The following is a 23263-nucleotide window of genomic DNA, read 5'->3' as shown; positions in this document are numbered from 1 at the left end:
AGACGTGGCGAGTGTCCGGACCCCGGGGTCAACCCGGTGGTGGACGCTCGACAACAACCACCGACCTCGTGCCTCACGGTACGCAGCGCACGGGCATGGCGCGAAGAGCGACACGCCCGAGTGCGGGGGTCGGACGGTCCCGGTTCGAAGAGAGAGATTGAGACGACGCCATGGCGGGACAGAAGATCCGCATCAGGCTCAAGTCCTACGACCACGAGGTCATCGACAGCTCGGCGCGCAAGATCGTCGACACGGTGACTCGCGCTGGTGCGTCGGTCGTGGGTCCGGTGCCGTTGCCGACGGAGAAGAACGTGTTCTGCGTCATCCGGTCGCCCCACAAGTACAAGGACAGCCGCGAGCACTTCGAGATGCGCACGCACAAGCGGCTCATCGACATCATCGATCCCACGCCGAAGGCCGTCGACTCGCTCATGCGTCTCGACCTGCCTGCGGACGTGAACATCGAGATCAAGCTCTGACGCTGGGAAGGAACTGATTTCTATGGTTACCCAGCAGAACGAGCGCCCCGTGACGGCTCTGCTCGGCCGCAAGCTCGGCATGACCCAGCTCTGGGACGAGGCAGGACGCCTCGTTCCCGTGACGGTCGTCGAGGTCGGTACGAACGTCGTCACCCAGGTGCGCTCCGCTGACGCTGACGGCTACGCCGCGGTCCAGCTGGCCTACGGCCAGATCGACCCGCGCAAGGTCACCAAGCCGCTGAAGGGCCACTTCGAGAAGGCCGGGGTCACCCCCCGCCGGCACGTGGCCGAGATCCGTACGTCCGACGCTGCCGAGTTCGCGCTCGGTCAGGAGATCACCGCGGCGGCCTTCGAGGCCGGCCAGATCGTCGACGTCATCGGTACCACCAAGGGCAAGGGCACCGCTGGTGTCATGAAGCGCCACGGCTTCCACGGAGTCGGCGCTTCCCACGGTGCGCACCGCAACCACCGCAAGCCCGGCTCGATCGGTGGCGCTTCGACGCCGTCGCGCGTGTTCAAGGGCATCAAGATGGCCGGTCGGATGGGCGTCGCCCGTCAGACCACCCAGAACCTGACCGTGCACGCGGTCGACGCCGAGCGGGGTTACATCCTCGTCAAGGGTGCCGTTCCCGGCCCCAAGGGTGGCGTCGTCGTCGTGCGTTCCGCTGCGAAGGGTGCGTGAACACGATGAGTGACACGCTGACCGTCGACGTCCTCGACGCCCAGGGCACCAAGGCCGGCCAGGCCGAGCTGCCCGCGGACGTCTTCGACGTGCAGACCAATGTTCCGCTGATCCACCAGGTCGTCGTCGCGCAGCTCGCGGCGGCTCGCCAGGGCACCCACGACACGAAGTCTCGTGGCGAGGTCCGTGGTGGCGGCCGCAAGCCGTACAAGCAGAAGGGCACCGGCCGCGCCCGTCAGGGCTCGACCCGTGCGCCTCAGTTCGCCGGTGGTGGCGTCGTCCACGGCCCCACGCCGCGCGACTACAGCCAGCGCACCCCCAAGAAGATGAAGGCCGCGGCGCTCCGCGGTGCTCTCTCGGACCGCGCCCGCGCGGGTCGCGTCCACGTGGTCTCGGGCTTCGCGCCCGGCACCGCGCCGTCGACGAAGTCCGCTCTTGCCGTGCTCGAGAACCTGTCGGGTCGCAAGAACGTCCTCGTCGTCGTCGAGCGTTCGGACGAGATCACGTGGAAGTCGCTGCGCAACGTCGAGCGGGTCCACCTGCTCGTCGCCGACCAGCTCAACACGTACGACGTGCTCATCTCGGATGACGTCGTCTTCACGCAGGGCGCGCTCGACGCGTTCCTCGCCGGCCCCGTCAAGGGTGCGAAGGAGGAGTCCAAGTGAGCGACCTCGGGAAGAACCCGCGCGACATCCTGCTCGCCCCCGTCGTGTCGGAGAAGAGCTACGGCCTGCTGGACGAGGGGAAGTACACCTTCCTCGTGGACCCGCGCGCCAACAAGACTGAGATCAAGATCGCCGTCGAGCAGGTCTTCGGCGTCAAGGTCGACTCGGTCAACACCGCGAACCGACAGGGCAAGTCCCGTCGGACCCGTTTCGGCACCGGCCGCCGCAAGGACACGAAGCGTGCGATCGTCACCCTCCGCGAGGGAACGATCGACATCTTCGGCGGTCCGGTCGGCTGATCGAAGGACTGAGAACTCATGGGAATCCGTAAGTACAAGCCGACTACCCCGGGCCGTCGTGGCTCGTCGGTCGCCGACTTCGTCGAGATCACGCGCTCCACGCCGGAGAAGTCGCTGGTCCGCCCGCTGCACAAGACCGGTGGCCGCAACTCCACCGGCCGCATCACCACCCGTCACAAGGGTGGCGGTCACAAGCGTGCGTACCGCGTCATCGACTTCCGTCGTCACGACAAGGACGGCGTGCCGGCCAAGGTCGCTCACATCGAGTACGACCCCAACCGCACGGCGCGCATCGCGCTCCTGCACTACGCGGACGGCGAGAAGCGCTACATCATCGCGCCGAACAAGCTGTCGCAGGGCGACGTCATCGAGAACGGCCCCGGCGCCGACATCAAGCCCGGCAACAACCTGCCGCTGCGCAACATCCCGACCGGTACGGTCATCCACGCCATCGAGCTCAAGCCCGGTGGCGGCGCGAAGATCGCCCGTTCGGCTGGTGCGTCCGTGCAGCTCGTCGCCAAGGACGGCCCCTACGCCCAGCTGCGTCTGCCGTCCGGTGAGATCCGCAACGTCGACCTGCGCTGCCGCGCCACGGTCGGCGAGGTGGGCAACGCCGAGCAGTCGAACATCAACTGGGGCAAGGCCGGCCGTATGCGGTGGAAGGGCAAGCGCCCCTCCGTCCGTGGTGTCGCCATGAACCCGATCGACCACCCGCACGGTGGTGGCGAGGGCAAGACGTCCGGTGGACGTCACCCCGTCAGCCCGTGGGGTCAGGCCGAGGGCCGTACCCGCCACCCGAACAAGCCGAGCGACAAGCTCATCGTGCGCCGTCGGCGCACCGGCAAGAACAAGCGCTGATAGGAGCCTGAGATGCCACGTAGCCTGAAGAAGGGCCCGTTCGTCGACGGTCACCTGCAGAAGAAGGTCGATGTCCAGAACACGGCCGGCACGAAGAACGTCATCAAGACGTGGTCGCGCCGATCGGTGATCACCCCGGACTTCCTCGGCCACACCTTTGCCGTGCACGACGGACGCAAGCACACCCCGGTGTTCGTGACGGAGTCGATGGTCGGGCACAAGCTCGGCGAGTTCGCTCCGACGCGGACGTTCCGCGGCCACGAGAAGGACGACCGGAAGGGCCGTCGCCGCTGACCCCCGGGTCAGCCAGGCGACGCCCTCACCGGCAGAGACAAGAGAGCAGGACAGCAATGGAAGCCAAGGCGAGCGCGCGGTTCGTCCGCGTCACTCCCCAGAAGGCCCGGCGCGTCGTGGACCTCATCCGTGGCAAGCAGGCCGGCGAGGCCGTCGCGGTGCTGAAGTTCGCACCGCAGTCTGCGGCGGAGCCCGTCCTCAAGACGGTGCAGTCCGCGATCGCGAACGCGGTCGAGGGTGCCAAGCGCAACAGTGAGCGTCTCGACGAGGCGGACCTCTACATCTCCGAGGTCTTCGTCGACGAGGGGCCGACCCTCAAGCGGTTCCGCCCCCGGGCGCAGGGCCGTGCGAGCCAGATCCTCAAGCGTTCGAGCCACATCACGGTCGTGGTTGCGGAGCGCCAGAGCACGAAGGGACGGACCCGATAGTGGGACAGAAGGTCAACCCGCTCGGGTATCGCCTGGGCATCACCACCGATCACCGCTCGCGGTGGTTCGCTGACTCGACCAAGCCGGGCCAGCGCTACCGCGACTACGTCCGCGAGGACGTGCAGATCCGCAAGCTCATGAGCACGGGTCTCGAGCGGGCCGGCATCGCCAAGGTCGAGATCGAGCGCACGCGTGACCGCGTTCGCGTCGACATCCACACCGCCCGCCCGGGCATCGTCATCGGGCGTCGTGGCGCGGAGGCCGACCGCATCCGCGGCGAGCTCGAGAAGCTCACGGGCAAGCAGGTCCAGCTCAACATCCTCGAGGTCAAGAACGCCGAGATCGAGGCGCAGCTGGTCGCCCAGGGCATCGCCGAGCAGCTGGCGAGCCGCGTCTCGTTCCGCCGTGCCATGCGCAAGGGCATCCAGTCGGCGCAGCGTGCCGGCGCCAAGGGCATCCGCGTGCAGGTCTCCGGTCGCCTCGGCGGCGCGGAGATGAGCCGCACGGAGTTCTACCGCGAGGGTCGTGTGCCGCTGCACACGCTGCGCGCGAACATCGACTACGGCTTCTTCGAGGCCCGCACCACGTTCGGCCGTATCGGCGTCAAGGTGTGGATCTACAAGGGCGACATGACGGAGAAGGAGTTCGCCCGCGAGCAGGCGACCCAGGCTCCCCGTCCGTCGCGCGGCCCGCGTGGCGACCGTCCCGAGCGTGGTGGAGACCGTGGCCCCCGTGCCGCTGCCCCCCGCCGCGAGCGGACGGACGCCCCTGCGGCCGAGCCGGCTGTCGAGGCCAGCCCCGAGGCAACCCCTGAGTCCGGAACGGAGGCCTGAGCCGTGCTGATCCCGCGCAGGCTGAAGCACCGCAAGCAGCACCACCCGGGGCGCTCCGGCGCCGCGACCGGTGGTACGTCGATCTCGTTCGGTGAGTACGGCATCCAGGCTCTCGAGCCCGCCTACGTCACGAACCGCCAGATCGAGGCTGCTCGTATCGCCATGACCCGCCACATCAAGCGTGGGGGAAAGGTCTGGATCAACATCTACCCGGACCGCCCCCTCACGAAGAAGCCTGCCGAGACCCGCATGGGTTCCGGAAAGGGTTCGCCCGAGTGGTGGATCGCCAACGTCAAGCCGGGCCGAGTTCTCTTCGAGCTCGCCGGCGTCCCGGAGCCCCTTGCCCGCGAGGCCATGCGCCGCGCGCAGCACAAGCTCCCGATGAAGACCCGTTTCGTGGTTCGCGAGGGTGGTAACTGATGACTATCGGGACCAAGGACCTGGCTCCCACCGAGCTGGATGCCTTTGACGACGAGAAGCTGGTTGCCGAGCTGAAGAAGGCGAAGGAAGAGCTGTTCAACCTTCGCTTCCAGTCGGCCACCGGTCAGCTCGAGAGCCACGGGCGTCTCAAGGCCGTGCGCCGCGACATCGCCCGGATCTACACGATCCTGCGCGAGCGTGAGCTCGGCATCCGTACCGCTCCGACCGCGAGCGAGTGAGGCTGACATGACTGACAAGCACACCACCGCCACGGCGGAGCACCGCGCGCAGCGCAAGACGCGCCGGGGCTACGTCGTGAGCGACAAGATGGACAAGACCGTCGTGGTCGAGGTCGAGGACCGGGTCAAGCACCCGCTCTACGGCAAGGTCATCCGACGCACCAGCAAGGTCAAGGCGCACGACGAGCTGAGCTCGGCGGGCGTGGGCGACCTCGTGCTGATCATGGAGACCCGTCCGCTCAGCGCCACCAAGCGGTGGCGTCTGGTCGAGGTCCTCGAGAAGGCCAAGTAGGCAGCACCACCCCCAGTTGCCCACGGGCGGCGGGGGCCAGCAACGGCCCCCGCCGCGACGTGTGCATCACGGCAACTATCCGTTCGGCCAGGCTGCCTGCGAGAAGCGCAGCGCAGAACCCGCCAGACGACAGGAGTAGGTAGATGATCCAGCAGGAGACGCGGCTTCGCGTCGCCGACAACACGGGTGCCAAGGAGATTCTCTGCATCCGCGTTCTCGGTGGCTCGGGACGCCGCTACGCCGGAATCGGTGACGTCATCGTCGCCACCGTCAAGGACGCGATCCCTGGCGGCAACGTCAAGAAGGGCGACGTCGTCAAGGCCGTCATCGTGCGCACCCGCAAGGAGCGCCGCCGCCCGGACGGCTCGTACATCAAGTTCGACGAGAACGCCGCAGTGATCCTCAAGACCGACGGGGAGCCCCGTGGCACGCGCATCTTCGGCCCGGTGGGCCGCGAGCTGCGCGACAAGAAGTTCATGAAGATCATCTCGCTGGCTCCGGAGGTGCTCTGACCATGGCGAAGATCAAGAAGGGCGACCTCGTGGTCGTCATCTCCGGCCGTGACAAGGGCCGCGAGGGCCGTGTCCTCGAGGTTCTCACCGAGACGCAGCGCGTCGTCGTCGAGGGCGTCCAGCGCGTGCAGAAGCACGTCAAGGCCGGCCAGACGCAGCGCGGCACGCGCACCGGTGGCATCGAGACCGTCGAGGCCCCCATCCACATCAGCAACGTGATGCTCGTCGACCCGGAGACCAAGAAGGGCACCCGGGTGGGCTACCGCACCGAGCAGGTCGAGCGTGATGGCCGTACCCGGACCGTTCGCGTCCGCATCGCCAAGCGCTCCGGGAAGGACGTCTGATGACCGAGACGACCATCGAGGCTCCGGCGATTCCGCGCCTCAAGACGAAGTACGCCGACGAGATCAAGCCGACGCTGTTCAAGGACTTCTCCCACGAGAACATCAACCAGGTCGCGCGCCTGGTCAAGGTTGTCGTGAACATGGGTGTCGGTGACGCCGCCAAGGACTCGAAGCTGATCGAGGGCGCCATCCGCGACCTCACGCAGATCACGGGCCAGAAGCCGCAGGTCACCAAGGCCCGCAAGTCGATCGCCCAGTTCAAGCTGCGTGAGGGCATGCCGATCGGCGCGCACGTCACGCTGCGCGGCGACCGTGCCTGGGAGTTCCTGGACCGCCTGCTCTCGACCGCGCTGCCGCGCATCCGCGACTTCCGCGGCCTGTCGCCCAAGCAGTTCGACGGCCACGGCAACTACACGTTCGGCCTCACGGAGCAGTCGATGTTCCACGAGATCGACCAGGACAAGATCGACCGTGTCCGCGGCATGGACATCACGATCGTCACCACCGCTGACACGGACGACGAGGGTCGCGCTTTCCTCAAGCTCCTCGGCTTCCCGTTCAAGGAGAACTGACCATGGCGAAGACCGCTCTGAAGAACAAGGCGGCTGCGAAGCCGAAGTTCGCGGTTCGCGGCTACACGCGCTGCCAGCGCTGCGGCCGTCCGCACTCGGTGTACCGCAAGTTCGGCCTGTGCCGGATCTGCGTGCGGGAGATGGCCCACCGCGGCGAGCTCCCCGGCGTCACCAAGAGCAGCTGGTAACACCTCAGTTTTGACACACAAGCGTCGGTAGGTCCCGCCCTGCGAGAGCAGGGCGGGATACCCCGGCGAGGAAGGGCGGAAGCCCCCATGACCATGACCGACCCGATCGCAGACTTCCTGACGCGTCTGCGGAACGCGAACTCGGCACACCACGACGAGGTGTCGATCCCGTTCTCGAAGCTCAAGTCGCACATCGCGGAGATCCTCCAGGCGGAGGGCTACATCGTCGGCTGGAAGGTTGAGGCGGCCACTGTTGGCCAGAACCTCATCGTCGAGCTGAAGTACGGCCCCAACCGCGAGCGTGCGCTCGCCGGCGTCAAGCGCGTGTCCAAGCCGGGCCTGCGCGTGTACGCCAAGTCGACCAACCTGCCCAAGGTGCTCGGCGGCCTCGGCGTGGCGATCCTGTCCACGTCCTCCGGCCTCCTGACCGACAAGCAGGCCGCCAAGAAGGGCGTGGGTGGGGAAGTCCTCGCCTACGTCTGGTAATTCCGAGACGGAAAGGAGCTAGCCAATGTCTCGTATCGGCAGAGTCCCCGTCCCGGTTCCGGCCGGCGTGGACGTCAACATCAACGGTGCCGTCGTGACGGTGAAGGGCCCCAAGGGCACCCTCGCGCACACGATCGCCTCCCCCATCGAGGTCGCTCGGAACGAGGACGGCGCACTCGTCGTCTCCCGCCCGAACGACGAGCGCAACTCGCGCTCGCTGCACGGCCTCACCCGCACGCTGCTGGCGAACCTCGTCACCGGCGTGACGGACGGGTACGTCAAGAAGCTCGAGATCGTCGGCACGGGTTACCGCGTCGTCGCCAAGGGCACGGACCTCGAGTTCGCGCTCGGCTTCAGCCACCCCGTCGTGGTCACCCCGCCCGAGGGCATCACCTTCGTGGTCGAGGCCCCGACGCGCTTCTCGGTGCAGGGCATCGACAAGCAGCAGGTCGGCGAGGTCGCCGCGAACATCCGCAAGATCCGCAAGCCGGAGCCCTACAAGGGCAAGGGCGTGCGGTACGCGGGCGAGAACGTGCGCCGCAAGGTCGGAAAGGCCGGTAAGTAGCCATGGCGATCAAGATCATCGGCAAGGGCAAGCGGAAGGCGCGTCAGCGTCGTCACCTGCGCCTTCGCAAGAAGGTTTCGGGTTCGGCGCAGCGTCCCCGTCTCGTCGTGACGCGCTCCGCGCGCCACATCACCGCTCAGGTCGTCGACGACGGCATCGGGCAGACCCTGGTCTCCGCGTCGACCCTCGAGGCCGACCTGCGGACCGCGGACGGCGACAAGACCGCCAAGGCCACGAAGGTCGGCGAGCTGATCGCCGAGCGTGCGAAGGCAGCCGGCGTCGACGCGGTCGTGTTCGACCGCGGCGGCAACAAGTACCACGGCCGTGTGGCCGCGGTGGCCGACGGTGCCCGCAAGGGTGGTCTGGCGCTGTGACGACGACGAACCGGAAGAAGAGGACTCACTGATGGCTGCTCCTCAGCGCAGCAACACCGGGGCGCCTGCGGGCGGCACCGGGACCGGCGGCGGTGACCGCCGCGACGGCGGCCGCGGCCGTGACGGTGGCGGCCGTGGTGGCCGCGACACCGCAGAGAAGAGCGCGTTCCTCGAGCGCGTCGTGACGATCAACCGCGTCTCGAAGGTCGTCAAGGGCGGCCGTCGCTTCAGCTTCACCGCGCTCGTCGTGGTCGGAGACGGCGACGGCACGGTCGGCGTCGGCTACGGCAAGGCCAAGGAGGTGCCCGCGGCGATCGCCAAGGGTGTCGAGGAGGCGAAGAAGAACTTCTTCCGCGTCCCCCGCATCCAGGGCACCATCCCGCACCCCATCCAGGGTGAGGCCGCTGCCGGTGTCGTCTTCCTGCGTCCGGCCTCGCCGGGTACCGGTGTGATCGCCGGTGGCCCGGTGCGCGCCGTCCTGGAGTGCGCCGGCGTCCACGACATCCTGAGCAAGTCGCTCGGGTCGTCGAACGCGATCAACATCGTGCACGCGACTGTCGCGGCCCTCAAGGGTCTCGAGCAGCCGGAGGCCGTGGCGGCTCGCCGTGGACTTCCCGTCGAGCACGTCGTCCCGGCCGCGCTGCTGCGCGCCCAGGCCGAGGGTCGGGCGAAGGCTGCCGAGAAGGTGGGTGCGTGATGGCCCGTCTCAAGGTGACGCAGAAGAAGTCCGGCATCGGTGGCAAGCAGAACCAGCGCGACACGCTGCGCACGCTGGGCCTGAAGCGGATCGGCGACGTCGTCGTCAAGGAGGACCGCCCTGAGATCCGCGGCATGGTCCGCACCGTGCAGCACCTCGTCGCGGTCGAAGAGGTGGAGTGACCATGGCTGACGAGAAGAACGCCAGCAAGGAGTCCGTGGAGTCCTCGGAGGCAGCAGCCCCCAAGGCCGCCGCGAAGAAGGCTCCTGCGAAGAAGGCAGCTGCTGCTTCGGAGTCCGCTCCGAAGACGGCGGCGGCCAAGAAGCCTGCTGCGAAGAAGGCGACCACGGCCAAGGCCGAGGCTGCTGCCGACGCACCGGCCGAGAAGAAGCCTGCTGCGAAGAAGGCTCCTGCCAAGAGTGCTGCCGCCAAGGCCGCGCCCAAGGCGGAGAAGTCGGCTGCAGCGCTCGCCGCGGCCGAGGCCGCTGCGCAGCCCGGCAACGGTGGCACCCTCAAGGTGCACCACCTGCGTCCGGCTCCCGGCGCCAAGACCGCCAAGACCCGCGTGGGTCGTGGTGAGGCGTCGAAGGGCAAGACGGCCGGTCGTGGCACCAAGGGCCAGAAGGCCCGCTACCAGATCCCCGACCGCTTCGAGGGTGGTCAGATGCCGCTGCACATGCGTCTGCCCAAGCTTCGTGGCTTCAAGAACCCGTTCCGCGTGGAGTACCAGGTCGTCAACCTGGACAAGCTCTCCGCGCTGTACCCGGACGGTGGCGACGTGACGGTCGCCGACCTGGTCGCGAAGGGCGCGGTCCGCAAGGGCCAGCCCGTCAAGGTGCTCGGCACCGGCGAGCTGACGGTCAAGGTCTCCGTCGCCGTGGACGCCTTCTCGGCGTCGGCGAAGGACGCGATCGTCGCTGCCGGCGGTAGCGTCTCGCAGGACTGATTTGCCGGAAGAGGCCGGTGGTGCGTTCTCACGCCCACCGGCCTCTTTCCATATGTGGACGGGCATCGGTTAGGGTGCCCCGGGTGCCCGTGCTCTGAGCCGGGCGACGCGGCCGGAACGACCCGGTCGCACGACATGCCGCTCCAGCGGTACAGGAGGAACAGGTGCTAGGCGCATTCGTGCGGGCGTTCAGGACGCCCGACCTGCGGCGGAAGCTGCTCTTCACGATCAGCATCATGGTCGTGTTCCGCATCGGCTCCTTCCTGCCGACGCCCGGGGTGTCATACCCCAACGTCCAGAAGTGCATCGATGCGACAGCGGACAACAACCTGCTGGGGCTCGTGAACCTGTTCAGCGGCGGTGCCCTCGTGCACCTGTCGGTGTTCGCGCTCGGGATCATGCCGTACATCACGGCGAGCATCATCGTGCAGCTGCTCCGGGTGGTCATCCCCAAGTTCGAGGAGCTCCACAAGGAGGGTCAGGCCGGCACCGCGAAGCTCACGCAGTACACGCGGTACCTGACCATCGGGCTCGCGATCCTGCAGTCGACGACGATCATCACGATCGCGCGCTCCGGCCAGCTCTTCAGCGGCTGCGAGTTCGACGTGATCCCCGACGACTCGTGGGTCACGCTGCTGATCATGGTCATCACGATGACCGCGGGCACGGGCCTGATCATGTGGCTCGGCGAGCTCATCACGGAGCGCGGCGTCGGCAACGGCATGTCGCTGCTCATCTTCACGTCGATCGCGGCGTCCTTCCCGGGCGCCATGTGGTCGATCGCCGGTGGCGCGAACGGCGCCTCGAAGTTCATCGTGGTCCTGGCGATCATCGTCCTGGTCATCGGGCTCGTCGTGTTCGTCGAGCAGAGCCAGCGCCGTATCCCGGTGCAGTACGCCAAGCGCATGGTCGGTCGTCGCATGTACGGCGGCTCGAGCACCTACATCCCGATCAAGATCAACATGGCCGGTGTCATCCCGGTGATCTTCGCGTCGTCGCTGCTCGCCATCCCCGGCCTCATCGCGCAGTTCGGCGACCAGAGCGCCGACTGGGTGCAGTGGGTCTCGCGGAACGTCGCGCAGCAGAGCGCGCCGCTGCACCTGCTCCTGTACGTGGTCCTGATCATCTTCTTCTGCTACTTCTACACGGCCATCACGTTCAACCCGGACGAGGTCGCCGACAACATGAAGAAGTACGGCGGCTTCATCCCCGGCATCCGTGCCGGTCGCCCGACGGCCGACTACCTGAGCTACGTGATCTCCCGGATCACCGCGCCCGGTGCGATCTACCTCGCCCTGGTCGCGCTCATCCCGACGATCACGTTCATCGTGCTCAACGTCGACAACAACATCCCGTTCGGCGGCTCGTCGATCCTCATCGTCGTCGGCGTCGGCCTGGAGACGGTCAAGCAGATCCAGAGCCAGCTGGAGCAGCGCCACTACGAGGGCTTCCTGCGATGAGCGCGAGGCTCGTCCTGCTCGGTCCTCCGGGTGCCGGCAAGGGCACCCAGGCCGCTCGGCTCGCCGAGCGGCTCGGGGTCCCGGCGATCTCGACCGGTGACATCTTCCGCGCCAACATCAAGGGCGGCACGGAGCTCGGTGTCCTCGCGCAGTCGTACTCCTCGCGCGGCGCTCTGGTGCCCGACGAGGTCACCAACGCGATGGTCCGCGACCGGCTGGCCGAGCCGGACGCGGCCGAGGGCTTCCTGCTCGACGGGTACCCCCGCAACGTGGCCCAGGTGGCCGAGCTGGAGGCGATCCTCGCGGACGCCGGTCTCCAGCTCGACCTCGCGCTGGAGATCACGGCCGACCCCGACGTCGTCACCGAGCGGCTCCTCAAGCGTGCCGAGATCGAGGGCCGCGAGGACGACACGGCCGACGTGATCCGTCACCGGCTCGACGTCTACGCCGAGCAGACCGCGCCCATCTCGGCGGTCTACGCCGAGCGGTCGCTGCTGGCGAAGGTCGACGGCATCGGCGAGGTCGACGAGGTCACCGAGCGACTGCTCGCCGTGATCGGCACCGCGGCGAGCTGACGCGATGTTCGGCCGCGAGAAGATCGAGTACAAGACGCCCGAGCAGATGCTGCTCATGCGGCGTGCCGGCCTCGTCGTCGCGGACGCCCTCGACGCCGTGCGCGCCCACGTGGCGCCCGGCGCGACGACGGCCGACCTCGACTCGGTCGCGGCCGACGTCATCGCCGCAGCGGGCGCGACGCCGTCGTTCCTGGGGTACCACGGGTACCCCGCCGTGCTGTGCGTGTCGGTCAACGACGAGGTCGTGCACGGCATCCCGGGCGACCGCGTGCTCGAGCCGGGCGACGTCGTCTCGGTCGACTGCGGCGCGGTGGTCGAGGGCTGGCACGGCGACTCCGCGATCTCGGTCGTGGTCGACGGTGGCACGCAGCCCGACGCCGACCTGGTCGCGACCACCGAGGCCGCGATGTGGGCCGGCATCGCGGCCCTCGCGGGCGGCGAGCGGCTCGGCGCGGTGGGAGAGGCGGTCGAGGACGTCGTCGACGGCGCGCAGGCCGCGGGCCTCAACGGGGGAGCGCACTACGGGATCGTGCAGGAGTACGTCGGGCACGGCATCGGTACCGCGATGCACCAGCCGCCCGACGTCCTGAACTACCGCGCCCGCGACCGCGGTCCCCGGCTGCGCCCGGGCATGTGCCTGGCGGTCGAGCCCATGATCGTGCGCGGCTCGCGCGAGACGGTCGTCCTCGAGGACGACTGGACGGTCGTCACGACGGACGGCTCGCGCGCGGCGCACTGGGAGCACTCGGTCGCGGTGCACGACGACGGCATCTGGGTGCTGACAGCCCGAGACGGCGGAGCCGCGCGCCTCGCCGAGCTCGGCGTGACGGTCGCGCCGCTCGCCTGAGCTCGCCTGAGGACGCCTGAGGACGAACTGTCCTGCACGTCACGTCGGCGGTGGTTTCGTCCGCTGGACGTCATGGCGTAGAGTTGTCCGTTGGGTGTGTGCGCCCTGTCAGTCATCCCGTGTCCTTCTGGGCTCCGATGGCGGCGGGGTACGGCGTCAAGCCGCACTCGCTCTCCACGAGGGTCGCGGACGTACGGCATGCCTGCCGCGCGGTCGCGGGTCATCGTGGGTTGTTCCAGCAGACCGACAGTTAGCGGAGGACATGGCGAAGAAGGACGGCGTCATCGAGATCGAGGGCAGTGTCGTCGAGGCGCTCCCGAACGCGATGTTCCGCGTGGAGCTCACCAACGGCCACAAGGTTCTCGCGCACATCTCGGGCAAGATGCGCCAGCACTACATCCGGATCCTCCCCGAGGACCGCGTGGTGGTGGAGCTGAGCCCGTACGACCTGTCCCGCGGTCGCATCGTCTACCGCTACAAGTAATCACCACATCAACACGCCGTCATGTCCCCGGAGACTCCACGTAGACCGGGAACCGAACGGCGGCGGAGGAACACGCGATGAAGGTCAAGCCCAGCGTCAAGAAGATCTGCGACAAGTGCAAGGTGATCCGCCGGCACGGTCGCGTCCAGGTGATCTGCGAGAACCTGCGCCACAAGCAGCGCCAGGGCTGATGCCCTGACGCCGTCGGCGTCTCGCAGTACCCATGAAGGAGAGACGGCACCCGAGAGATCGGGTGCCGACACAGCGCACCACCACTCCGGTGCTCGGCCTCGCGGCCGGGACCGGCGAACCCTCGGTCGGAGGCCGGGGCCCGCAGCACGCGGGAGGGTGGCGCGGAAGACCTCCGACGCAGTTCAGGAGCCACCAGGCACATGGCACGTCTTATCGGAGTCGACCTCCCCCGCGAGAAGCGGCTGGAGATCGCGCTCACCTACATCTACGGGGTCGGCCGCACGCGCGCCAAGCAGACCCTCGCCGCCACCGGCATCTCCGGTGACCTTCGCGTGAAGGACATGGGCGACACCGAGCTCGTCGCCCTGCGCGACTACCTCGAGGGCAGCTTCAAGCTCGAGGGTGACCTCCGCCGTGAGGTCGCCGCCGACATCCGCCGCAAGGTCGAGATCGGTTGCTACGAGGGCCTGCGTCACCGCCGCGGCCTCCCGGTGCGCGGTCAGCGCACGAAGACCAACGCGCGTACCCGCAAGGGCCCCAAGCGCACCGTCGCCGGCAAGAAGAAGGCGCGCAAGTAGCCCTGTCCGCCGCCGCGCGAACACACGCGCAGCCGGACCCTCGTACCTGTAGAGAGAAGAAGACATGCCTCCCAAGACCCGTTCCGCAGTGCGCAAGCCGCGCCGCAAGGAGAAGAAGAACGTCTCCCACGGCCAGGCGCACATCAAGAGCACGTTCAACAACACGATCATCTCGATCACCGACCCGTCGGGCGCCGTCATCGCGTCCGCGTCGTCGGGCCAGGTCGGCTTCAAGGGCTCGCGCAAGTCGACGCCCTTCGCCGCCCAGCTCGCCGCCGAGGCCGCCGCTCGTCGTGCGCAGGAGCACGGCATGCGCAAGGTCGACGTCTTCGTGAAGGGCCCCGGCTCGGGCCGCGAGACCGCGATCCGTTCGCTCCAGGCGACGGGCCTCGAGGTCGGTTCGATCCAGGACGTGACGCCCCAGGCGCACAACGGCTGCCGCCCGCCGAAGCGTCGCCGCGTCTGACCATCCGTACCCCGGGAGCGACTCGCTCGCTCCCGGGGGTTTCGCCTGTCCCGCCCCGGTGGACCGAGACCGCGGCGGTCTGAAGTACCTGCGGTGCGTCATATGGCGGACGCTCGCTGAGAGGAATCACACCGTGCTGATCGCACAGCGCCCCACCCTGACCGAAGAGGTCATCTCGGAGAACCGCTCACGGTTCTCCATCGAGCCGCTCGAGCCCGGCTTCGGCTACACGCTCGGCAACTCGCTGCGCCGGACGCTGCTGTCCTCCATCCCCGGTGCCGCCGTCACGTCCATCCGGATCGACGGCGTGCTGCACGAGTTCTCGACCGTGCCCGGGGTCAAGGAGGATGTCACCGAGATCATCCTCAACATCAAGCAGCTGGTCGTCTCCTCGGAGAACGACGAGCCCGTCGTGATGTACCTGCGCAAGCAGGGCGCCGGCGAGGTCTCCGCCGCTGACATCGTGCCGCCGGCCGGTGTCGAGGTGCACAACCCGGGTCTGCACCTGGCGACGCTGAACGACAAGGGCAAGCTCGAGATCGAGCTCACGGTCGAGCGTGGCCGTGGGTACGTGTCGGCGAACCAGAACAAGTCGTTCGACGCCGAGATCGGCCGCATCCCGGTCGACTCGATCTACTCGCCCGTCCTCAAGGTGACCTACAAGGTCGAGGCGACGCGTGTCGAGCAGCGCACGGACTTCGACAAGCTCATCGTCGACGTCGAGACCAAGGCCGCGATCAGCCCGCGCGACGCTCTCGCGTCCGCCGGCAAGACGCTGGTCGAGCTCTTCGGCCTGGCGCGCGAGCTGAACGTCGAGGCCGAGGGCATCGAGATCGGCCCGTCGCCGACGGACGCCGCGCTCGCCGCCGACCTGGCACTCCCGATCGAGGACCTGCAGCTGACGATCCGGTCGTACAACTGCCTCAAGCGTGAGGGCATCCACTCCGTGGGTGAGCTCGTGGCGCGCTCCGAGGCCGACCTGCTCGACATCCGCAACTTCGGTGCGAAGTCGATCACCGAGGTCAAGGAGAAGCTCGCCGAGCTGGGCCTGAGCCTCAAGGACAGCCCGCTCGACTTCGACCCGAGCACGGCCTACGCCTACGGCGACGACGAGGGTGACTTCGTCGAGGACGAGCAGTACTGACGCCGGGGGAACGCATCCGCTGACGCGGGTGCGTCGCCCATCATTGGAACTCAAGGAGACTGACCATGCCTACGCCCACCAAGGGTCCCCGGCTCGGTGGCGGACCGGCTCACGAGCGGCTGATCCTCGCGAACCTCGCGACGGCGCTGTTCGAGCACAAGCGCATCACGACGACGGAGACCAAGGCCAAGCGCCTTCGCCCCCTCGCCGAGCGCCTGATCACGTTCGCCAAGCGCGGTGACCTGCACGCGCGTCGTCGCGTGATGACCGTCGTCAAGGACAAGAGCGTCGTGCACGTGCTGTTCACCGAGATCGCCCCGGCCATGGCCGAGCGCGAGGGTGGCTACACGCGCATCACGAAGATCGGTCCCCGCAAGGGCGACAACGCGCCCATGGCCGTGATCGAGCTCGTCCTCGAGCCCGTCTCGCCCAAGCAGGCCGTCGTCCGCGAGGCGACCAAGGCCGCCAAGAAGGCTGCCCCCAAGGCTGAGGCCGCCCCGGTCGAGGAGGCCCCCGTCGAGGAGGCTCCCGCCGAGGAGACCGCTGCTGAGGAGACGGCCCCTGAGGCCGCTGCCGACGAGAAGGCCGACAAGGCCTGACGCCAGCACTCGTCGAAGGCCCGGACACCACACGGTGTCCGGGCCTTCGTGCATCGGGTGTTGCGTTGGCCAGGTCAGCCGACGAGGCCGAGCCGGGCCATCGCGTCCCCGAACGGCCCGTCGACGACGACGCGCGTACCGCCGTCGGGGTCGACGTCGGTGACGACCTGCATCGCACCGTCGGGCGAGCGGTAGTAGACGTCCGCGCTCAGCGAGCCCGCTGCGTCTCGGCCGCCCTGGGCGAGTCCGATCAAGGCGCCGACGGCCCGCGCTGCCGACGCGTCCTGCAGCACGTGCACGGCGACGAGGTGGCGGTGGGGCACGGCGACGAGCACGCCGTGCTCGGGGCGCTCGATCCCGGCCTGCGAGGCGAGGAGCTCGTCGAGCAGCAGGAGGCGGCTCGCCCCGAAGAAGTCCTCGGCGAAGAAGCAGTGCACGACAGCACCGTCCCCGGCATCGTGCGTCGTGTGCTCGGGCGCGGGCAGCCTGCCGAGGTTGGCCAGCGCGGTCGGGCCGGTGACCGCCCAGCCGCCGTACCGAGCGCCGTCATGGAGGATCTGGACGTGCGTGGGCAGGTCGAGCGCCGCACGGACGACGAGGTTGGCGGCCAGCGCTGGTCCCGCCCCGGTCGCGTCGGGATCGGGCAGGTCCTCGACGTGGACGATGCGGGCGACGACGAGCCCGCGCACCTCGTCGAAGGTCTGGGGCTCCCGGGCGCTGTCCATCTCGGCGAGGGTGTCGGCGTGATGGCGGACCGCGGCGGCCCACTGCCGTCGGGGGAGGGCAGCGACGAGCGCCGCCAGGTTGCCGAGCCCGTAGACGGCCCCGGTGCCGTCGACGACGCGGTCGCCCTGGACATCGGGCGACGGGAACCCCGCCTCGGTCCACGCATGCAGAGCGAGGCTTCGCAGCTGTTCTGCCTGGTCGACGGTCAGCGTTCCCAGCAACGGATCCGGGACGCGCGCGGGGCGCGAGAACCAAGCCATGCGCGGGACTCTAGGACACCCATGGACGCCACAGGCGTACGCGAGGCTGGGATCACCCGCTTGCCGGGTGCTCGGTCCCCGGTGGCGGCTGGCGGCACCTGACCGGCAGCGAGCGGCGTAGCGTGGCTTCGGTGGGGATGCCGGTGGTGCTCGTGCACGGGCTGCGGACGTCGCGGACCATGTGGCGCTTCCAGGTGGAGGCGCTCGAACGCGCGGGCCACCGGGCGATCGCGGTGGACCTGCCGGGGCACGGGACGCGGGTCGAGGAGGAGTTCACCCTCGACGGCGCCGTCGAGACGGTGCGCAGCGCGCTCGACGTGGCGGGGCGCGCGCTGCTCGTCGGGCTCTCGCTCGGCGGCTACACGGCGATCACCGCGGCGGCACGTCACCCCGAGCACGTCGCCGGCCTGGTGGCCGCGAGCTGCTCGACCCGGCCCGCGCCGGTGGTCCTGCAGACCTGGGGCGTGGCCGCCCGGGGGATCGGGGCGCTGCCCGACCGCGGCGCGCGGCTCAACCAGGGCCTCGTCGACCGGACGCTGCCGGCCGTCGGCGCGGCGGACGTCGGCGCCGGGGGATACGCGCTGGACGCGACCGTGCCGGTGCTCCGGGCGATGCGCGAGGCCCGTCCGCTCGACGACCTCGCCCGGATCGAGGTGCCCGTCTGGGTCGTCAACGGCGCGCTCGACCATTTCCGCGGTGAGGAGCGGCGCTTCGTCGGTGCGTGCCGCGACGGCCGGCTCGTCGTCGTCCCGCGCGCGACGCACCTGGTGAGCGTCGTCCAGCCCGTGCGCTTCACGCGGGTGCTGCTGGAGGCGCTCGACGAGCTCGAGCGGTCCTAGGCCGTCCCGAGCGCCCACGCGCGCACGCCGCCGATGATCCCCGCCTGGTTCGGCACCACGGTCACCCGCTCACCCAGCCGCGCGAGCACGGCGGGCGTGACGTTCTGCGCGTTGCCGCCGCCGAGGTAGAGGCGGTCCCAGCGCACGACGGGCCACAGGCCCTCGACCACGCGCTGCACGCGCCGCGACCACAGCGTGCTGCCGAGCCTGCGCCGCTCGACCTGGCCGATGTAGACGTCGTACGTGAGGCCGCGACGCACCGGGGCGTGCGAGAGCTCGAGGTGCGGGGCGAGGTCGCCGCGGTCGAACAGGGCCGCGCCGAGCCCGGTGCCGAGCGTGAGCACGAGCTCGATCCCCTCGCCGGTCACCACTCCCGCCCCGTGCACCTCGGCGTCGTTGAGCACCAGCGTCGGCAGGCCGAGCCGCTCCTCGAGCAGCGCGCGGACGTCGCAGTCGCGCCATGCGTCGGCGAGCTCGGGGACGATCGCGGACCGTGGGCCGGAGCGGGTCACGTAGTGCGGGGTCGCGACGACGACGCCGTGCCGGATCATGCCGGGCACGCCCACGGTCACCCGGTGCGCGGGCGGGAGGTCCGCGGCCAGCGCGGCGATCGTGTCCACGAGACGCCCGGGCGGCAGGGGGTACGGGGTCCGGACGCGCACGGGCGGCGCGTGCAGCACACCGGACTCGTCCAGCACCGAGGCCTTGATGCCGCTGCCGCCGCAGTCGACGCCCAGCGTGTAGGTCTGGCCGCGGGTCACGCGCCCCACCGTAGCGAGGAGCCGCCTACCGTGGGTGCGTGATCCGCTTGCGCCTTGACCTCGCCTACGACGGGACCGCCTTCGCCGGATGGGCCAAGCAGCCCGGCCTGCGCACGGTCGAGGCCGTCCTGGAGGATGCCCTCGCCACCATCCTGCGCACCGGACCTCGCGGGGTGCCCACGCCGCGGCCCACGGTCGCCGGCCGCACGGACGCGGGAGTGCACGCGCGGGGTCAGGTGGCGCACATCGACATCGAGCCCGACGCGCTGCAGGCTTCCCGCGGCCGGGGCGATCGGCCGCTGCTCGAGGCGCTCGTCGCGCGGCTGGCGGGAGTGCTGCCGCCGGACCTCGTCGTGCACCGCGTCACGGACGCCCCCGACGGGTTCGACGCCCGGTTCTCCGCCGAGCGCCGCCGCTACACCTACCGGCTCTGCGACGACACGACCGTCCGTGACCCCCTCGTCCGCACGTCGGTGGTCTGGCACCGGCGCCGGCTCGACGTCGAGGCCATGCAGGAGTCGGCCGCGCCGCTCGTCGGGCTGCACGACTTCGCGGCCTTCTGCAAGCCGCGGCCCGGCGCGACGACGATCCGCACGCTCGAGGTGTTCCGGTGGTCCCGGGACGACGAGGGCCTCGTGGTGGCCGACGTGCAGGCGGACGCCTTCTGCCACTCGATGGTCCGATCGCTCGTCGGCGCGAGCCTCGCCGTGGGGGAGGGGCGCCGCGGGACCGACTGGCCCGCCGAGCAGCTCGCCGGGCGCAGCCGGGACGGCAAGACCCACGTCGCACCCGCGCACGGGCTCACGCTCGAGGAGGTCAGCTACCCGCCGGAGCAGGAGATGGCCGACCGCGCCGAGCTGACCCGGGCGCGCCGCTCGGTCGAGGCCGCCGCGCCGCCCTGCTGCTGACCTGCTGCTGACGGGCCGTTCAGGACTCGTCGTCGTCGCGGTAGCGGTCCTCGTCGACGTACTCCTCCTCGACGAGGTGGATCGCGGCCTCCTCGGCACTCGCGGCCCCGCCGGAGACGCCGGCGTCGATCGCGAAGCTGTCGGTGCCGCCCGCCTCGACGGCGCCGTCGTCCTCGACGAGCCGCCCCGCGCGGAGCTCCTCGCGGTCGCCGGCGATCTTGGGGCGCTGCTCCCAGACCTCGGGCTCCTCCTGCGCGGCCCGCTGGTCGATGCCCTCGCGGTGGCTCTCCTCCCACGCGGTCTCGCCGTAGTGGGTGGATCGGTCACGCTCGGGCGGGGAGTAGCCCTCGTCGAGCAGGTCGTCGACGCCGCGGTCGACCAGCGTGTCCTCGCGGGGGAGCTGGTCGGTGTCGCCCTCGCTGCCGAGGGCCGGGTCGGTGCTGGTGCCGGACGTGTCATCACTCATGACACGACACTCGCACCCCGCGGCCCGGACCGCCAGCGTCCGCCCGTGCGAGCCTGGCTGAGGGCTGCGTCAGCGCTCGCAGGCGATGCCGTCCTTGTCACGGTCCATCTTCTTGTTGGCGGCGTAGAGGGCCGCGCTGACCTTCGGCTTGTACTTCGACTTCGCGGCGACCTTCTTGCCGCCGACGGTCTTGGTGTTGTGCACCTTCGAGCTCTTCGCGACACCGCCCGCGTAGGTCTTGTTCAGCGCTGTGCAGTTCGTGAAGGACTTGGCGGTGTGGACCTGCGCCTCGGCGGCCGCGGCGGGCGCGACGACGAGGCCGACGACGAGCGTCAGGGCGGCGAGGGTGCGGCGCACGGGTTCTCCTGGTGTCTCGGTGGTGGTCATCTGGTCATCGGCCGGCGGGAGCCCGGCGATGAGGTGGCGGCAAAGGATTCGTCCGGTCGGCCCACGGACCCGCACACTTCAGTGTGTGGGACACCTCGACATCGCCTCCGTGACCTACGTCCTGTCCGACGGCCGCGAGCTGCTCGACGAGGTCACGTTCCGCGTCGCGGACGGCGCCCGAGTGGCGCTCGTCGGCCCCAACGGCGCCGGCAAGTCCACGCTGCTGCGGATCGTCGCCGGCGACGAGGCACCGCACTCCGGCACGGTCGGCCGCAGCGGCGGGCTCGGGATCATGCGCCAGGACATCGGGCGGGTCGACGACGCGCGCTCGATCCGCGACCTGCTCGCGTCGCTGGCCGCGCCCGCGGTGCGCGACGCCGCGGCCGAGCTCGCGGCCGCCGAGCTGGGGATCATGACGGTCGACGACGAGCCGTCGCAGATGCGCTACGCCCAGGCGCTCGTCGACTGGGCCGACGTGGGCGGCTACGAGGCGGAGGCGGGCTGGGACCGCGTGACCGACGCCGTGCTCTCGATCCCGTTCGACCGCGCGCAGGACCGTGAGGTGCGCACGCTGTCGGGCGGCGAGCAGAAGCGGCTCGTGCTCGAGGCGCTGCTGCGCGGGCCCGACGAGGTGCTGCTGCTCGACGAGCCCGACAACGCCCTCGACGTGCCGACCAAGCGGTGGCTCGAGGAGCGGCTGGTCGCCTCGGGCAAGACGGTGCTGTTCGTCAGTCACGACCGCGAGCTGCTGGCCCGCGTGGCCACCCAGGTCGCGACCCTCGAGCCGACCGCCGTCGGCGCCTCCGTGTGGGTGCACGGAGGCGGCTTCGGCACCTACCACCAGGCGCGTGAGGACCGGCGCAACCGGCTCGAGGAGCAGCTGCGCCGCTGGGAGGAGGAGCACGCGAAGCTCAAGGAGCTCGTGCTGACCCTCAAGACGAAGTCCGCGTTCAACGACGGCCTCGCCTCGCGCTACCAGGCCGCCCAGACGCGGCTGCGCAAGTTCGAGCAGGCCGGGCCACCGACCGTGCTGGTCCGTGAGCAGAACGTCAAGGTCCGCCTGCGGGGCGGCCGCACCGCGAAGCGCGCGGTCGTCGCCGACGGTCTTGAGCTGACGGGCCTGATGAAGCCCTTCGACCTCGAGCTCTGGTTCGGCGAGCGCGTCGCCGTGCTCGGGTCGAACGGCTCGGGCAAGTCCCACTTCCTGCGGCTGCTGGCCGCGGGCGGGTCCGACCCGGGCCCGGAGCACCTGCCCGCGGGGGAGACGCCGGTGGTCGCCGTCAACCACACCGGGAAGGTGACGCTCGGCTCGCGCGTCCGGCCGGGCTGGTTCGCGCAGAACCACGCGCACCCCGAGCTCGTCGGTCGCACCCTGCTGGAGATCCTGCACCGCGGCGACACCCACCGCTCCGGCATGGGCCGCGAGCAGGCGAGCAAGGCGCTCGACCGCTACGAGCTCGTCGGCGCCGCGGAGCAGCGCTACGAGACGCTCTCCGGCGGCCAGCAGGCGCGGCTCCAGATCCTGCTGCTCGAGCTCGGCGGCGCGACGCTGCTGCTCCTCGACGAGCCGACGGACAACCTCGACCTGCACTCGGCCGAGGCCCTGGAGCAGGGGCTCGAGGCGTTCGAGGGGACGGTCATGGCCGTCACGCACGACCGCTGGTTCACGCGCACGTTCGACCGGTTCCTCGTGTTCGGTGCCGACGGCACCGTCGTCGAGACGCCCGAGCCGGTGTGGGACGTCGCGCGCGTGTCCCGCGCGCGCTAGACGACCAGCAGGACCGCGAGCGTCGCCATCACCACGGCGACGACGACGTCGAGCACCTGCCACGCCCGTGGCCGGGCGAACACCGGCCGCAGCAGCGCGGCCCCGAACCCGAGCGCGGTGAACCACACGACGCTCGCGCACGCCGCCCCGACGGCGAAGGCCCACGCGCCCGGGTCGTGCTGGTGCGCGAGGGAGCCCAGCAGGACGACGGTGTCCAGGTAGACGTGCGGGTTGAGGAACGTCAGCGCGAGGCAGGTGCCCAGCACGGCGCCGAGGCCCGCCGGTCCGTCGGCGCTGGGGTCCAGGTGCTCCGGGTGCCTCGCACGGCGGGCCGCGCCGACGGCGAGCAGCAGCAGGAAGGCCGCGCCGCCGTAGCGGGTGACGGTCAGGGCGACCGGGTGCTCGGTGACGAGCACTCCCAGGCCGGCGACCCCGGCGGCGATGAGCAGCGCGTCGGCGGCGGCGCACACGGCCACGACGGGCAGCACGTGCTCCCGGCGGATCCCCTGACGCAGGACGAAGGCGTTCTGGGCACCGATCGCGACGATGAGCGTCAGCGCGGTGAGGAAACCCGAGAGGGCGGCGGCGGGCACGGCGACGACCGTAGGGCGCTGCGGTAGATTCAGTCCA

At 70.0% G+C, this 23263-nt stretch carries 38 protein-coding genes; 33 read left to right on the top strand and 5 right to left on the bottom strand.

Annotated features, from left to right (window positions below):
• Nucleotides 1–170 precede the first annotated feature (170 nt).
• The 30 genes from rpsJ to rplQ all read left to right on the top strand — a co-directional run bounded on the left by rpsJ (nucleotide 171) and on the right by rplQ (nucleotide 16518).
• Entirely contained in the window at nucleotides 171–479 is a 309-nt protein-coding gene (gene rpsJ, locus EDF34_RS05820; RefSeq protein ID WP_013117879.1) for a 30S ribosomal protein S10, read from the top strand.
• 22 nt (nucleotides 480–501) lie between these two features.
• Entirely contained in the window at nucleotides 502–1161 is a 660-nt protein-coding gene (rplC, locus tag EDF34_RS05815) for a 50S ribosomal protein L3 (protein WP_123370320.1), read from the top strand.
• 5 nt (nucleotides 1162–1166) lie between these two features.
• The gene (gene rplD, locus EDF34_RS05810; RefSeq protein WP_123370711.1) at nucleotides 1167–1826 is read left to right on the top strand and encodes a 50S ribosomal protein L4; all 660 of its coding nucleotides are present in this window, start codon (nucleotides 1167–1169) and stop codon (nucleotides 1824–1826) included.
• Complete coding sequence (gene rplW, locus EDF34_RS05805; protein ID WP_118767715.1) at nucleotides 1823–2125, top strand: 50S ribosomal protein L23; 303 nt, start codon at nucleotides 1823–1825, stop codon at nucleotides 2123–2125. The genes rplD and rplW overlap by 4 nt, the downstream gene beginning before the upstream one ends.
• Nucleotides 2126–2143: 18 nt before the next feature.
• Nucleotides 2144–2983 (top strand): 50S ribosomal protein L2, encoded by an 840-nt coding sequence (gene rplB, locus EDF34_RS05800; RefSeq protein WP_118767716.1) that lies wholly within the window; start codon nucleotides 2144–2146, stop codon nucleotides 2981–2983.
• 12 nt (nucleotides 2984–2995) lie between these two features.
• Entirely contained in the window at nucleotides 2996–3277 is a 282-nt protein-coding gene (gene rpsS / locus EDF34_RS05795; protein ID WP_028045064.1) for a 30S ribosomal protein S19, read from the top strand.
• A gap of 56 nt (nucleotides 3278–3333) precedes the next feature.
• Entirely contained in the window at nucleotides 3334–3705 is a 372-nt protein-coding gene (gene rplV, locus EDF34_RS05790; protein ID WP_118767717.1) for a 50S ribosomal protein L22, read from the top strand.
• A complete protein-coding gene (gene rpsC, locus EDF34_RS05785; RefSeq protein WP_123370319.1) occupies nucleotides 3705–4538 on the top strand; it encodes a 30S ribosomal protein S3 in 834 nt (277 codons plus the stop codon). The genes rplV and rpsC overlap by 1 nt, the downstream gene beginning before the upstream one ends.
• Before the next feature lie 3 nt (nucleotides 4539–4541).
• Nucleotides 4542–4958 (top strand): 50S ribosomal protein L16, encoded by a 417-nt coding sequence (gene rplP, locus EDF34_RS05780; RefSeq protein WP_123370318.1) that lies wholly within the window; start codon nucleotides 4542–4544, stop codon nucleotides 4956–4958.
• Nucleotides 4958–5197: a 50S ribosomal protein L29 gene (gene rpmC, locus EDF34_RS05775; protein ID WP_123370317.1), complete on the top strand. Its 240-nt coding sequence runs from the start codon at nucleotides 4958–4960 to the stop codon at nucleotides 5195–5197. The genes rplP and rpmC overlap by 1 nt, the downstream gene beginning before the upstream one ends.
• A 7-nt stretch (nucleotides 5198–5204) precedes the next feature.
• Nucleotides 5205–5489: a 30S ribosomal protein S17 gene (gene rpsQ / locus EDF34_RS05770; RefSeq protein ID WP_123370316.1), complete on the top strand. Its 285-nt coding sequence runs from the start codon at nucleotides 5205–5207 to the stop codon at nucleotides 5487–5489.
• 143 nt (nucleotides 5490–5632) lie between these two features.
• Complete coding sequence (gene rplN, locus EDF34_RS05765; protein WP_123370315.1) at nucleotides 5633–6001, top strand: 50S ribosomal protein L14; 369 nt, start codon at nucleotides 5633–5635, stop codon at nucleotides 5999–6001.
• Nucleotides 6002–6003: 2 nt separating this feature from the next.
• Nucleotides 6004–6345 (top strand): 50S ribosomal protein L24, encoded by a 342-nt coding sequence (rplX, locus tag EDF34_RS05760; RefSeq protein WP_118767722.1) that lies wholly within the window; start codon nucleotides 6004–6006, stop codon nucleotides 6343–6345.
• On the top strand, nucleotides 6345–6917 hold the full coding sequence (gene rplE, locus EDF34_RS05755; RefSeq protein ID WP_123370314.1) for a 50S ribosomal protein L5: 573 nt from the start codon (nucleotides 6345–6347) through the stop codon (nucleotides 6915–6917). The genes rplX and rplE overlap by 1 nt, the downstream gene beginning before the upstream one ends.
• Nucleotides 6918–6919: 2 nt before the next feature.
• The gene (locus EDF34_RS05750) at nucleotides 6920–7105 is read left to right on the top strand and encodes a type Z 30S ribosomal protein S14 (protein WP_028045055.1); all 186 of its coding nucleotides are present in this window, start codon (nucleotides 6920–6922) and stop codon (nucleotides 7103–7105) included.
• 87 nt (nucleotides 7106–7192) lie between these two features.
• Entirely contained in the window at nucleotides 7193–7591 is a 399-nt protein-coding gene (gene rpsH / locus EDF34_RS05745) for a 30S ribosomal protein S8 (protein ID WP_123370313.1), read from the top strand.
• A gap of 25 nt (nucleotides 7592–7616) precedes the next feature.
• Nucleotides 7617–8156 (top strand): 50S ribosomal protein L6, encoded by a 540-nt coding sequence (rplF, locus tag EDF34_RS05740; RefSeq protein WP_123370312.1) that lies wholly within the window; start codon nucleotides 7617–7619, stop codon nucleotides 8154–8156.
• 2 nt (nucleotides 8157–8158) lie between these two features.
• Nucleotides 8159–8530 carry a 50S ribosomal protein L18 gene (gene rplR / locus EDF34_RS05735; protein ID WP_123370311.1) on the top strand — a complete coding sequence of 124 codons (372 nt, stop codon included), beginning with the start codon at nucleotides 8159–8161 and terminating at the stop codon, nucleotides 8528–8530.
• A gap of 31 nt (nucleotides 8531–8561) precedes the next feature.
• Nucleotides 8562–9227: a 30S ribosomal protein S5 gene (rpsE, locus tag EDF34_RS05730; protein WP_123370310.1), complete on the top strand. Its 666-nt coding sequence runs from the start codon at nucleotides 8562–8564 to the stop codon at nucleotides 9225–9227.
• Nucleotides 9227–9409: a 50S ribosomal protein L30 gene (gene rpmD, locus EDF34_RS05725; RefSeq protein WP_029290623.1), complete on the top strand. Its 183-nt coding sequence runs from the start codon at nucleotides 9227–9229 to the stop codon at nucleotides 9407–9409. The genes rpsE and rpmD overlap by 1 nt, the downstream gene beginning before the upstream one ends.
• 2 nt (nucleotides 9410–9411) lie before the next feature.
• A complete protein-coding gene (rplO, locus tag EDF34_RS17810) occupies nucleotides 9412–10173 on the top strand; it encodes a 50S ribosomal protein L15 (protein WP_123370309.1) in 762 nt (253 codons plus the stop codon).
• 164 nt (nucleotides 10174–10337) lie between these two features.
• Complete coding sequence (gene secY / locus EDF34_RS05715) at nucleotides 10338–11633, top strand: preprotein translocase subunit SecY (protein WP_123370308.1); 1296 nt, start codon at nucleotides 10338–10340, stop codon at nucleotides 11631–11633.
• Nucleotides 11630–12208, top strand: coding sequence for an adenylate kinase (locus EDF34_RS05710; RefSeq protein ID WP_123370307.1), 579 nt, complete (start codon nucleotides 11630–11632; stop codon nucleotides 12206–12208). Before secY ends, EDF34_RS05710 begins: the two co-directional genes overlap by 4 nt.
• A 4-nt stretch (nucleotides 12209–12212) precedes the next feature.
• Nucleotides 12213–13055 carry a type I methionyl aminopeptidase gene (gene map / locus EDF34_RS05705; protein WP_123370306.1) on the top strand — a complete coding sequence of 281 codons (843 nt, stop codon included), beginning with the start codon at nucleotides 12213–12215 and terminating at the stop codon, nucleotides 13053–13055.
• 262 nt (nucleotides 13056–13317) lie between these two features.
• A complete protein-coding gene (gene infA, locus EDF34_RS05700; RefSeq protein ID WP_013770189.1) occupies nucleotides 13318–13539 on the top strand; it encodes a translation initiation factor IF-1 in 222 nt (73 codons plus the stop codon).
• 77 nt (nucleotides 13540–13616) lie between these two features.
• Complete coding sequence (gene rpmJ, locus EDF34_RS05695; protein WP_013117849.1) at nucleotides 13617–13730, top strand: 50S ribosomal protein L36; 114 nt, start codon at nucleotides 13617–13619, stop codon at nucleotides 13728–13730.
• A 201-nt stretch (nucleotides 13731–13931) separates the two neighbouring features.
• Nucleotides 13932–14309: a 30S ribosomal protein S13 gene (rpsM, locus tag EDF34_RS05690; RefSeq protein WP_123370305.1), complete on the top strand. Its 378-nt coding sequence runs from the start codon at nucleotides 13932–13934 to the stop codon at nucleotides 14307–14309.
• Between the two features lie 64 nt (nucleotides 14310–14373).
• Entirely contained in the window at nucleotides 14374–14775 is a 402-nt protein-coding gene (gene rpsK, locus EDF34_RS05685) for a 30S ribosomal protein S11 (RefSeq protein ID WP_123370304.1), read from the top strand.
• A gap of 133 nt (nucleotides 14776–14908) precedes the next feature.
• Entirely contained in the window at nucleotides 14909–15919 is a 1011-nt protein-coding gene (locus EDF34_RS05680) for a DNA-directed RNA polymerase subunit alpha (protein ID WP_123370303.1), read from the top strand.
• A gap of 65 nt (nucleotides 15920–15984) precedes the next feature.
• Complete coding sequence (gene rplQ, locus EDF34_RS05675; protein WP_123370302.1) at nucleotides 15985–16518, top strand: 50S ribosomal protein L17; 534 nt, start codon at nucleotides 15985–15987, stop codon at nucleotides 16516–16518.
• 74 nt (nucleotides 16519–16592) lie between these two features.
• On the opposite strand, the gene EDF34_RS05670 is transcribed toward rplQ, so the two are convergent.
• A complete protein-coding gene (locus EDF34_RS05670) occupies nucleotides 16593–17504 on the bottom strand; it encodes a hypothetical protein (protein WP_148076584.1) in 912 nt (303 codons plus the stop codon).
• Nucleotides 17505–17641: 137 nt separating this feature from the next.
• Here EDF34_RS05670 and EDF34_RS05665 point away from each other — a divergent pair, with 137 nt between their 5' ends.
• Entirely contained in the window at nucleotides 17642–18343 is a 702-nt protein-coding gene (locus tag EDF34_RS05665) for an alpha/beta fold hydrolase (protein WP_199737704.1), read from the top strand.
• Here EDF34_RS05665 and EDF34_RS05660 read toward each other — a convergent pair.
• Complete coding sequence (locus EDF34_RS05660) at nucleotides 18340–19104, bottom strand: ROK family protein (protein ID WP_123370299.1); 765 nt, start codon at nucleotides 19102–19104, stop codon at nucleotides 18340–18342. The two genes, EDF34_RS05665 and EDF34_RS05660, sit on opposite strands and share 4 nt — an antisense overlap.
• Before the next feature lie 38 nt (nucleotides 19105–19142).
• Between EDF34_RS05660 and truA the strand changes: the two genes are divergently transcribed.
• On the top strand, nucleotides 19143–20012 hold the full coding sequence (truA, locus tag EDF34_RS05655) for a tRNA pseudouridine(38-40) synthase TruA (protein WP_123370298.1): 870 nt from the start codon (nucleotides 19143–19145) through the stop codon (nucleotides 20010–20012).
• Between the two features lie 19 nt (nucleotides 20013–20031).
• On the opposite strand, the gene EDF34_RS05650 is transcribed toward truA, so the two are convergent.
• Nucleotides 20032–20478: a DUF5709 domain-containing protein gene (locus tag EDF34_RS05650; protein WP_123370297.1), complete on the bottom strand. Its 447-nt coding sequence runs from the start codon at nucleotides 20476–20478 to the stop codon at nucleotides 20032–20034.
• 69 nt (nucleotides 20479–20547) lie between these two features.
• Nucleotides 20548–20835 (bottom strand): excalibur calcium-binding domain-containing protein, encoded by a 288-nt coding sequence (locus EDF34_RS05645; protein ID WP_233575196.1) that lies wholly within the window; start codon nucleotides 20833–20835, stop codon nucleotides 20548–20550.
• 115 nt (nucleotides 20836–20950) lie between these two features.
• On the opposite strand from EDF34_RS05645, the gene EDF34_RS05640 reads away from it, so the two are divergent.
• Nucleotides 20951–22633: an ABC-F family ATP-binding cassette domain-containing protein gene (locus tag EDF34_RS05640; protein WP_123370295.1), complete on the top strand. Its 1683-nt coding sequence runs from the start codon at nucleotides 20951–20953 to the stop codon at nucleotides 22631–22633.
• Here the strand turns inward: EDF34_RS05640 and EDF34_RS05635 are convergent.
• Nucleotides 22630–23226: a LysE/ArgO family amino acid transporter gene (locus tag EDF34_RS05635; RefSeq protein WP_233575195.1), complete on the bottom strand. Its 597-nt coding sequence runs from the start codon at nucleotides 23224–23226 to the stop codon at nucleotides 22630–22632. The two genes, EDF34_RS05640 and EDF34_RS05635, sit on opposite strands and share 4 nt — an antisense overlap.
• Nucleotides 23227–23263: the final 37 nt, after the last annotated feature.

Source organism: Cellulomonas sp. PhB150, assembly GCF_003755175.1.
Classification (GTDB): Bacteria; Actinomycetota; Actinomycetes; order Actinomycetales; family Cellulomonadaceae; genus Cellulomonas.
This window is presented reverse-complemented; position numbering and strand designations above follow the sequence as displayed.

What these genes read in the sequence shown, in the direction of transcription:
- rpsJ (WP_013117879.1), top strand. Translation starts at nt 171, where the DNA reads ATGGCGGGACAGAAGATCCGCATCAGGCTCAAGTCCTACGACCACGAG.
- rplC (WP_123370320.1), top strand. Translation starts at nt 502, where the DNA reads ATGGTTACCCAGCAGAACGAGCGCCCCGTGACGGCTCTGCTCGGCCGC.
- rplD (WP_123370711.1), top strand. Translation starts at nt 1,167, where the DNA reads ATGAGTGACACGCTGACCGTCGACGTCCTCGACGCCCAGGGCACCAAG.
- rplB (WP_118767716.1), top strand. Translation starts at nt 2,144, where the DNA reads ATGGGAATCCGTAAGTACAAGCCGACTACCCCGGGCCGTCGTGGCTCG.
- rpsS (WP_028045064.1), top strand. Translation starts at nt 2,996, where the DNA reads ATGCCACGTAGCCTGAAGAAGGGCCCGTTCGTCGACGGTCACCTGCAG.
- rplV (WP_118767717.1), top strand. Translation starts at nt 3,334, where the DNA reads ATGGAAGCCAAGGCGAGCGCGCGGTTCGTCCGCGTCACTCCCCAGAAG.
- rpmC (WP_123370317.1), top strand. Translation starts at nt 4,958, where the DNA reads ATGACTATCGGGACCAAGGACCTGGCTCCCACCGAGCTGGATGCCTTT.
- rpsQ (WP_123370316.1), top strand. Translation starts at nt 5,205, where the DNA reads ATGACTGACAAGCACACCACCGCCACGGCGGAGCACCGCGCGCAGCGC.
- rplN (WP_123370315.1), top strand. Translation starts at nt 5,633, where the DNA reads ATGATCCAGCAGGAGACGCGGCTTCGCGTCGCCGACAACACGGGTGCC.
- rplX (WP_118767722.1), top strand. Translation starts at nt 6,004, where the DNA reads ATGGCGAAGATCAAGAAGGGCGACCTCGTGGTCGTCATCTCCGGCCGT.
- rplE (WP_123370314.1), top strand. Translation starts at nt 6,345, where the DNA reads ATGACCGAGACGACCATCGAGGCTCCGGCGATTCCGCGCCTCAAGACG.
- EDF34_RS05750 (WP_028045055.1), top strand. Translation starts at nt 6,920, where the DNA reads ATGGCGAAGACCGCTCTGAAGAACAAGGCGGCTGCGAAGCCGAAGTTC.
- rpsH (WP_123370313.1), top strand. Translation starts at nt 7,193, where the DNA reads ATGACCATGACCGACCCGATCGCAGACTTCCTGACGCGTCTGCGGAAC.
- rplF (WP_123370312.1), top strand. Translation starts at nt 7,617, where the DNA reads ATGTCTCGTATCGGCAGAGTCCCCGTCCCGGTTCCGGCCGGCGTGGAC.
- rplR (WP_123370311.1), top strand. Translation starts at nt 8,159, where the DNA reads ATGGCGATCAAGATCATCGGCAAGGGCAAGCGGAAGGCGCGTCAGCGT.
- rpsE (WP_123370310.1), top strand. Translation starts at nt 8,562, where the DNA reads ATGGCTGCTCCTCAGCGCAGCAACACCGGGGCGCCTGCGGGCGGCACC.
- rpmD (WP_029290623.1), top strand. Translation starts at nt 9,227, where the DNA reads ATGGCCCGTCTCAAGGTGACGCAGAAGAAGTCCGGCATCGGTGGCAAG.
- rplO (WP_123370309.1), top strand. Translation starts at nt 9,412, where the DNA reads ATGGCTGACGAGAAGAACGCCAGCAAGGAGTCCGTGGAGTCCTCGGAG.
- EDF34_RS05710 (WP_123370307.1), top strand. Translation starts at nt 11,630, where the DNA reads ATGAGCGCGAGGCTCGTCCTGCTCGGTCCTCCGGGTGCCGGCAAGGGC.
- map (WP_123370306.1), top strand. Translation starts at nt 12,213, where the DNA reads ATGTTCGGCCGCGAGAAGATCGAGTACAAGACGCCCGAGCAGATGCTG.
- infA (WP_013770189.1), top strand. Translation starts at nt 13,318, where the DNA reads ATGGCGAAGAAGGACGGCGTCATCGAGATCGAGGGCAGTGTCGTCGAG.
- rpmJ (WP_013117849.1), top strand. Translation starts at nt 13,617, where the DNA reads ATGAAGGTCAAGCCCAGCGTCAAGAAGATCTGCGACAAGTGCAAGGTG.
- rpsM (WP_123370305.1), top strand. Translation starts at nt 13,932, where the DNA reads ATGGCACGTCTTATCGGAGTCGACCTCCCCCGCGAGAAGCGGCTGGAG.
- rpsK (WP_123370304.1), top strand. Translation starts at nt 14,374, where the DNA reads ATGCCTCCCAAGACCCGTTCCGCAGTGCGCAAGCCGCGCCGCAAGGAG.
- rplQ (WP_123370302.1), top strand. Translation starts at nt 15,985, where the DNA reads ATGCCTACGCCCACCAAGGGTCCCCGGCTCGGTGGCGGACCGGCTCAC.
- EDF34_RS05670 (WP_148076584.1), bottom strand. Translation starts at nt 17,504, where the DNA reads ATGGCTTGGTTCTCGCGCCCCGCGCGCGTCCCGGATCCGTTGCTGGGA.
- EDF34_RS05665 (WP_199737704.1), top strand. Translation starts at nt 17,642, where the DNA reads ATGCCGGTGGTGCTCGTGCACGGGCTGCGGACGTCGCGGACCATGTGG.
- EDF34_RS05650 (WP_123370297.1), bottom strand. Translation starts at nt 20,478, where the DNA reads ATGAGTGATGACACGTCCGGCACCAGCACCGACCCGGCCCTCGGCAGC.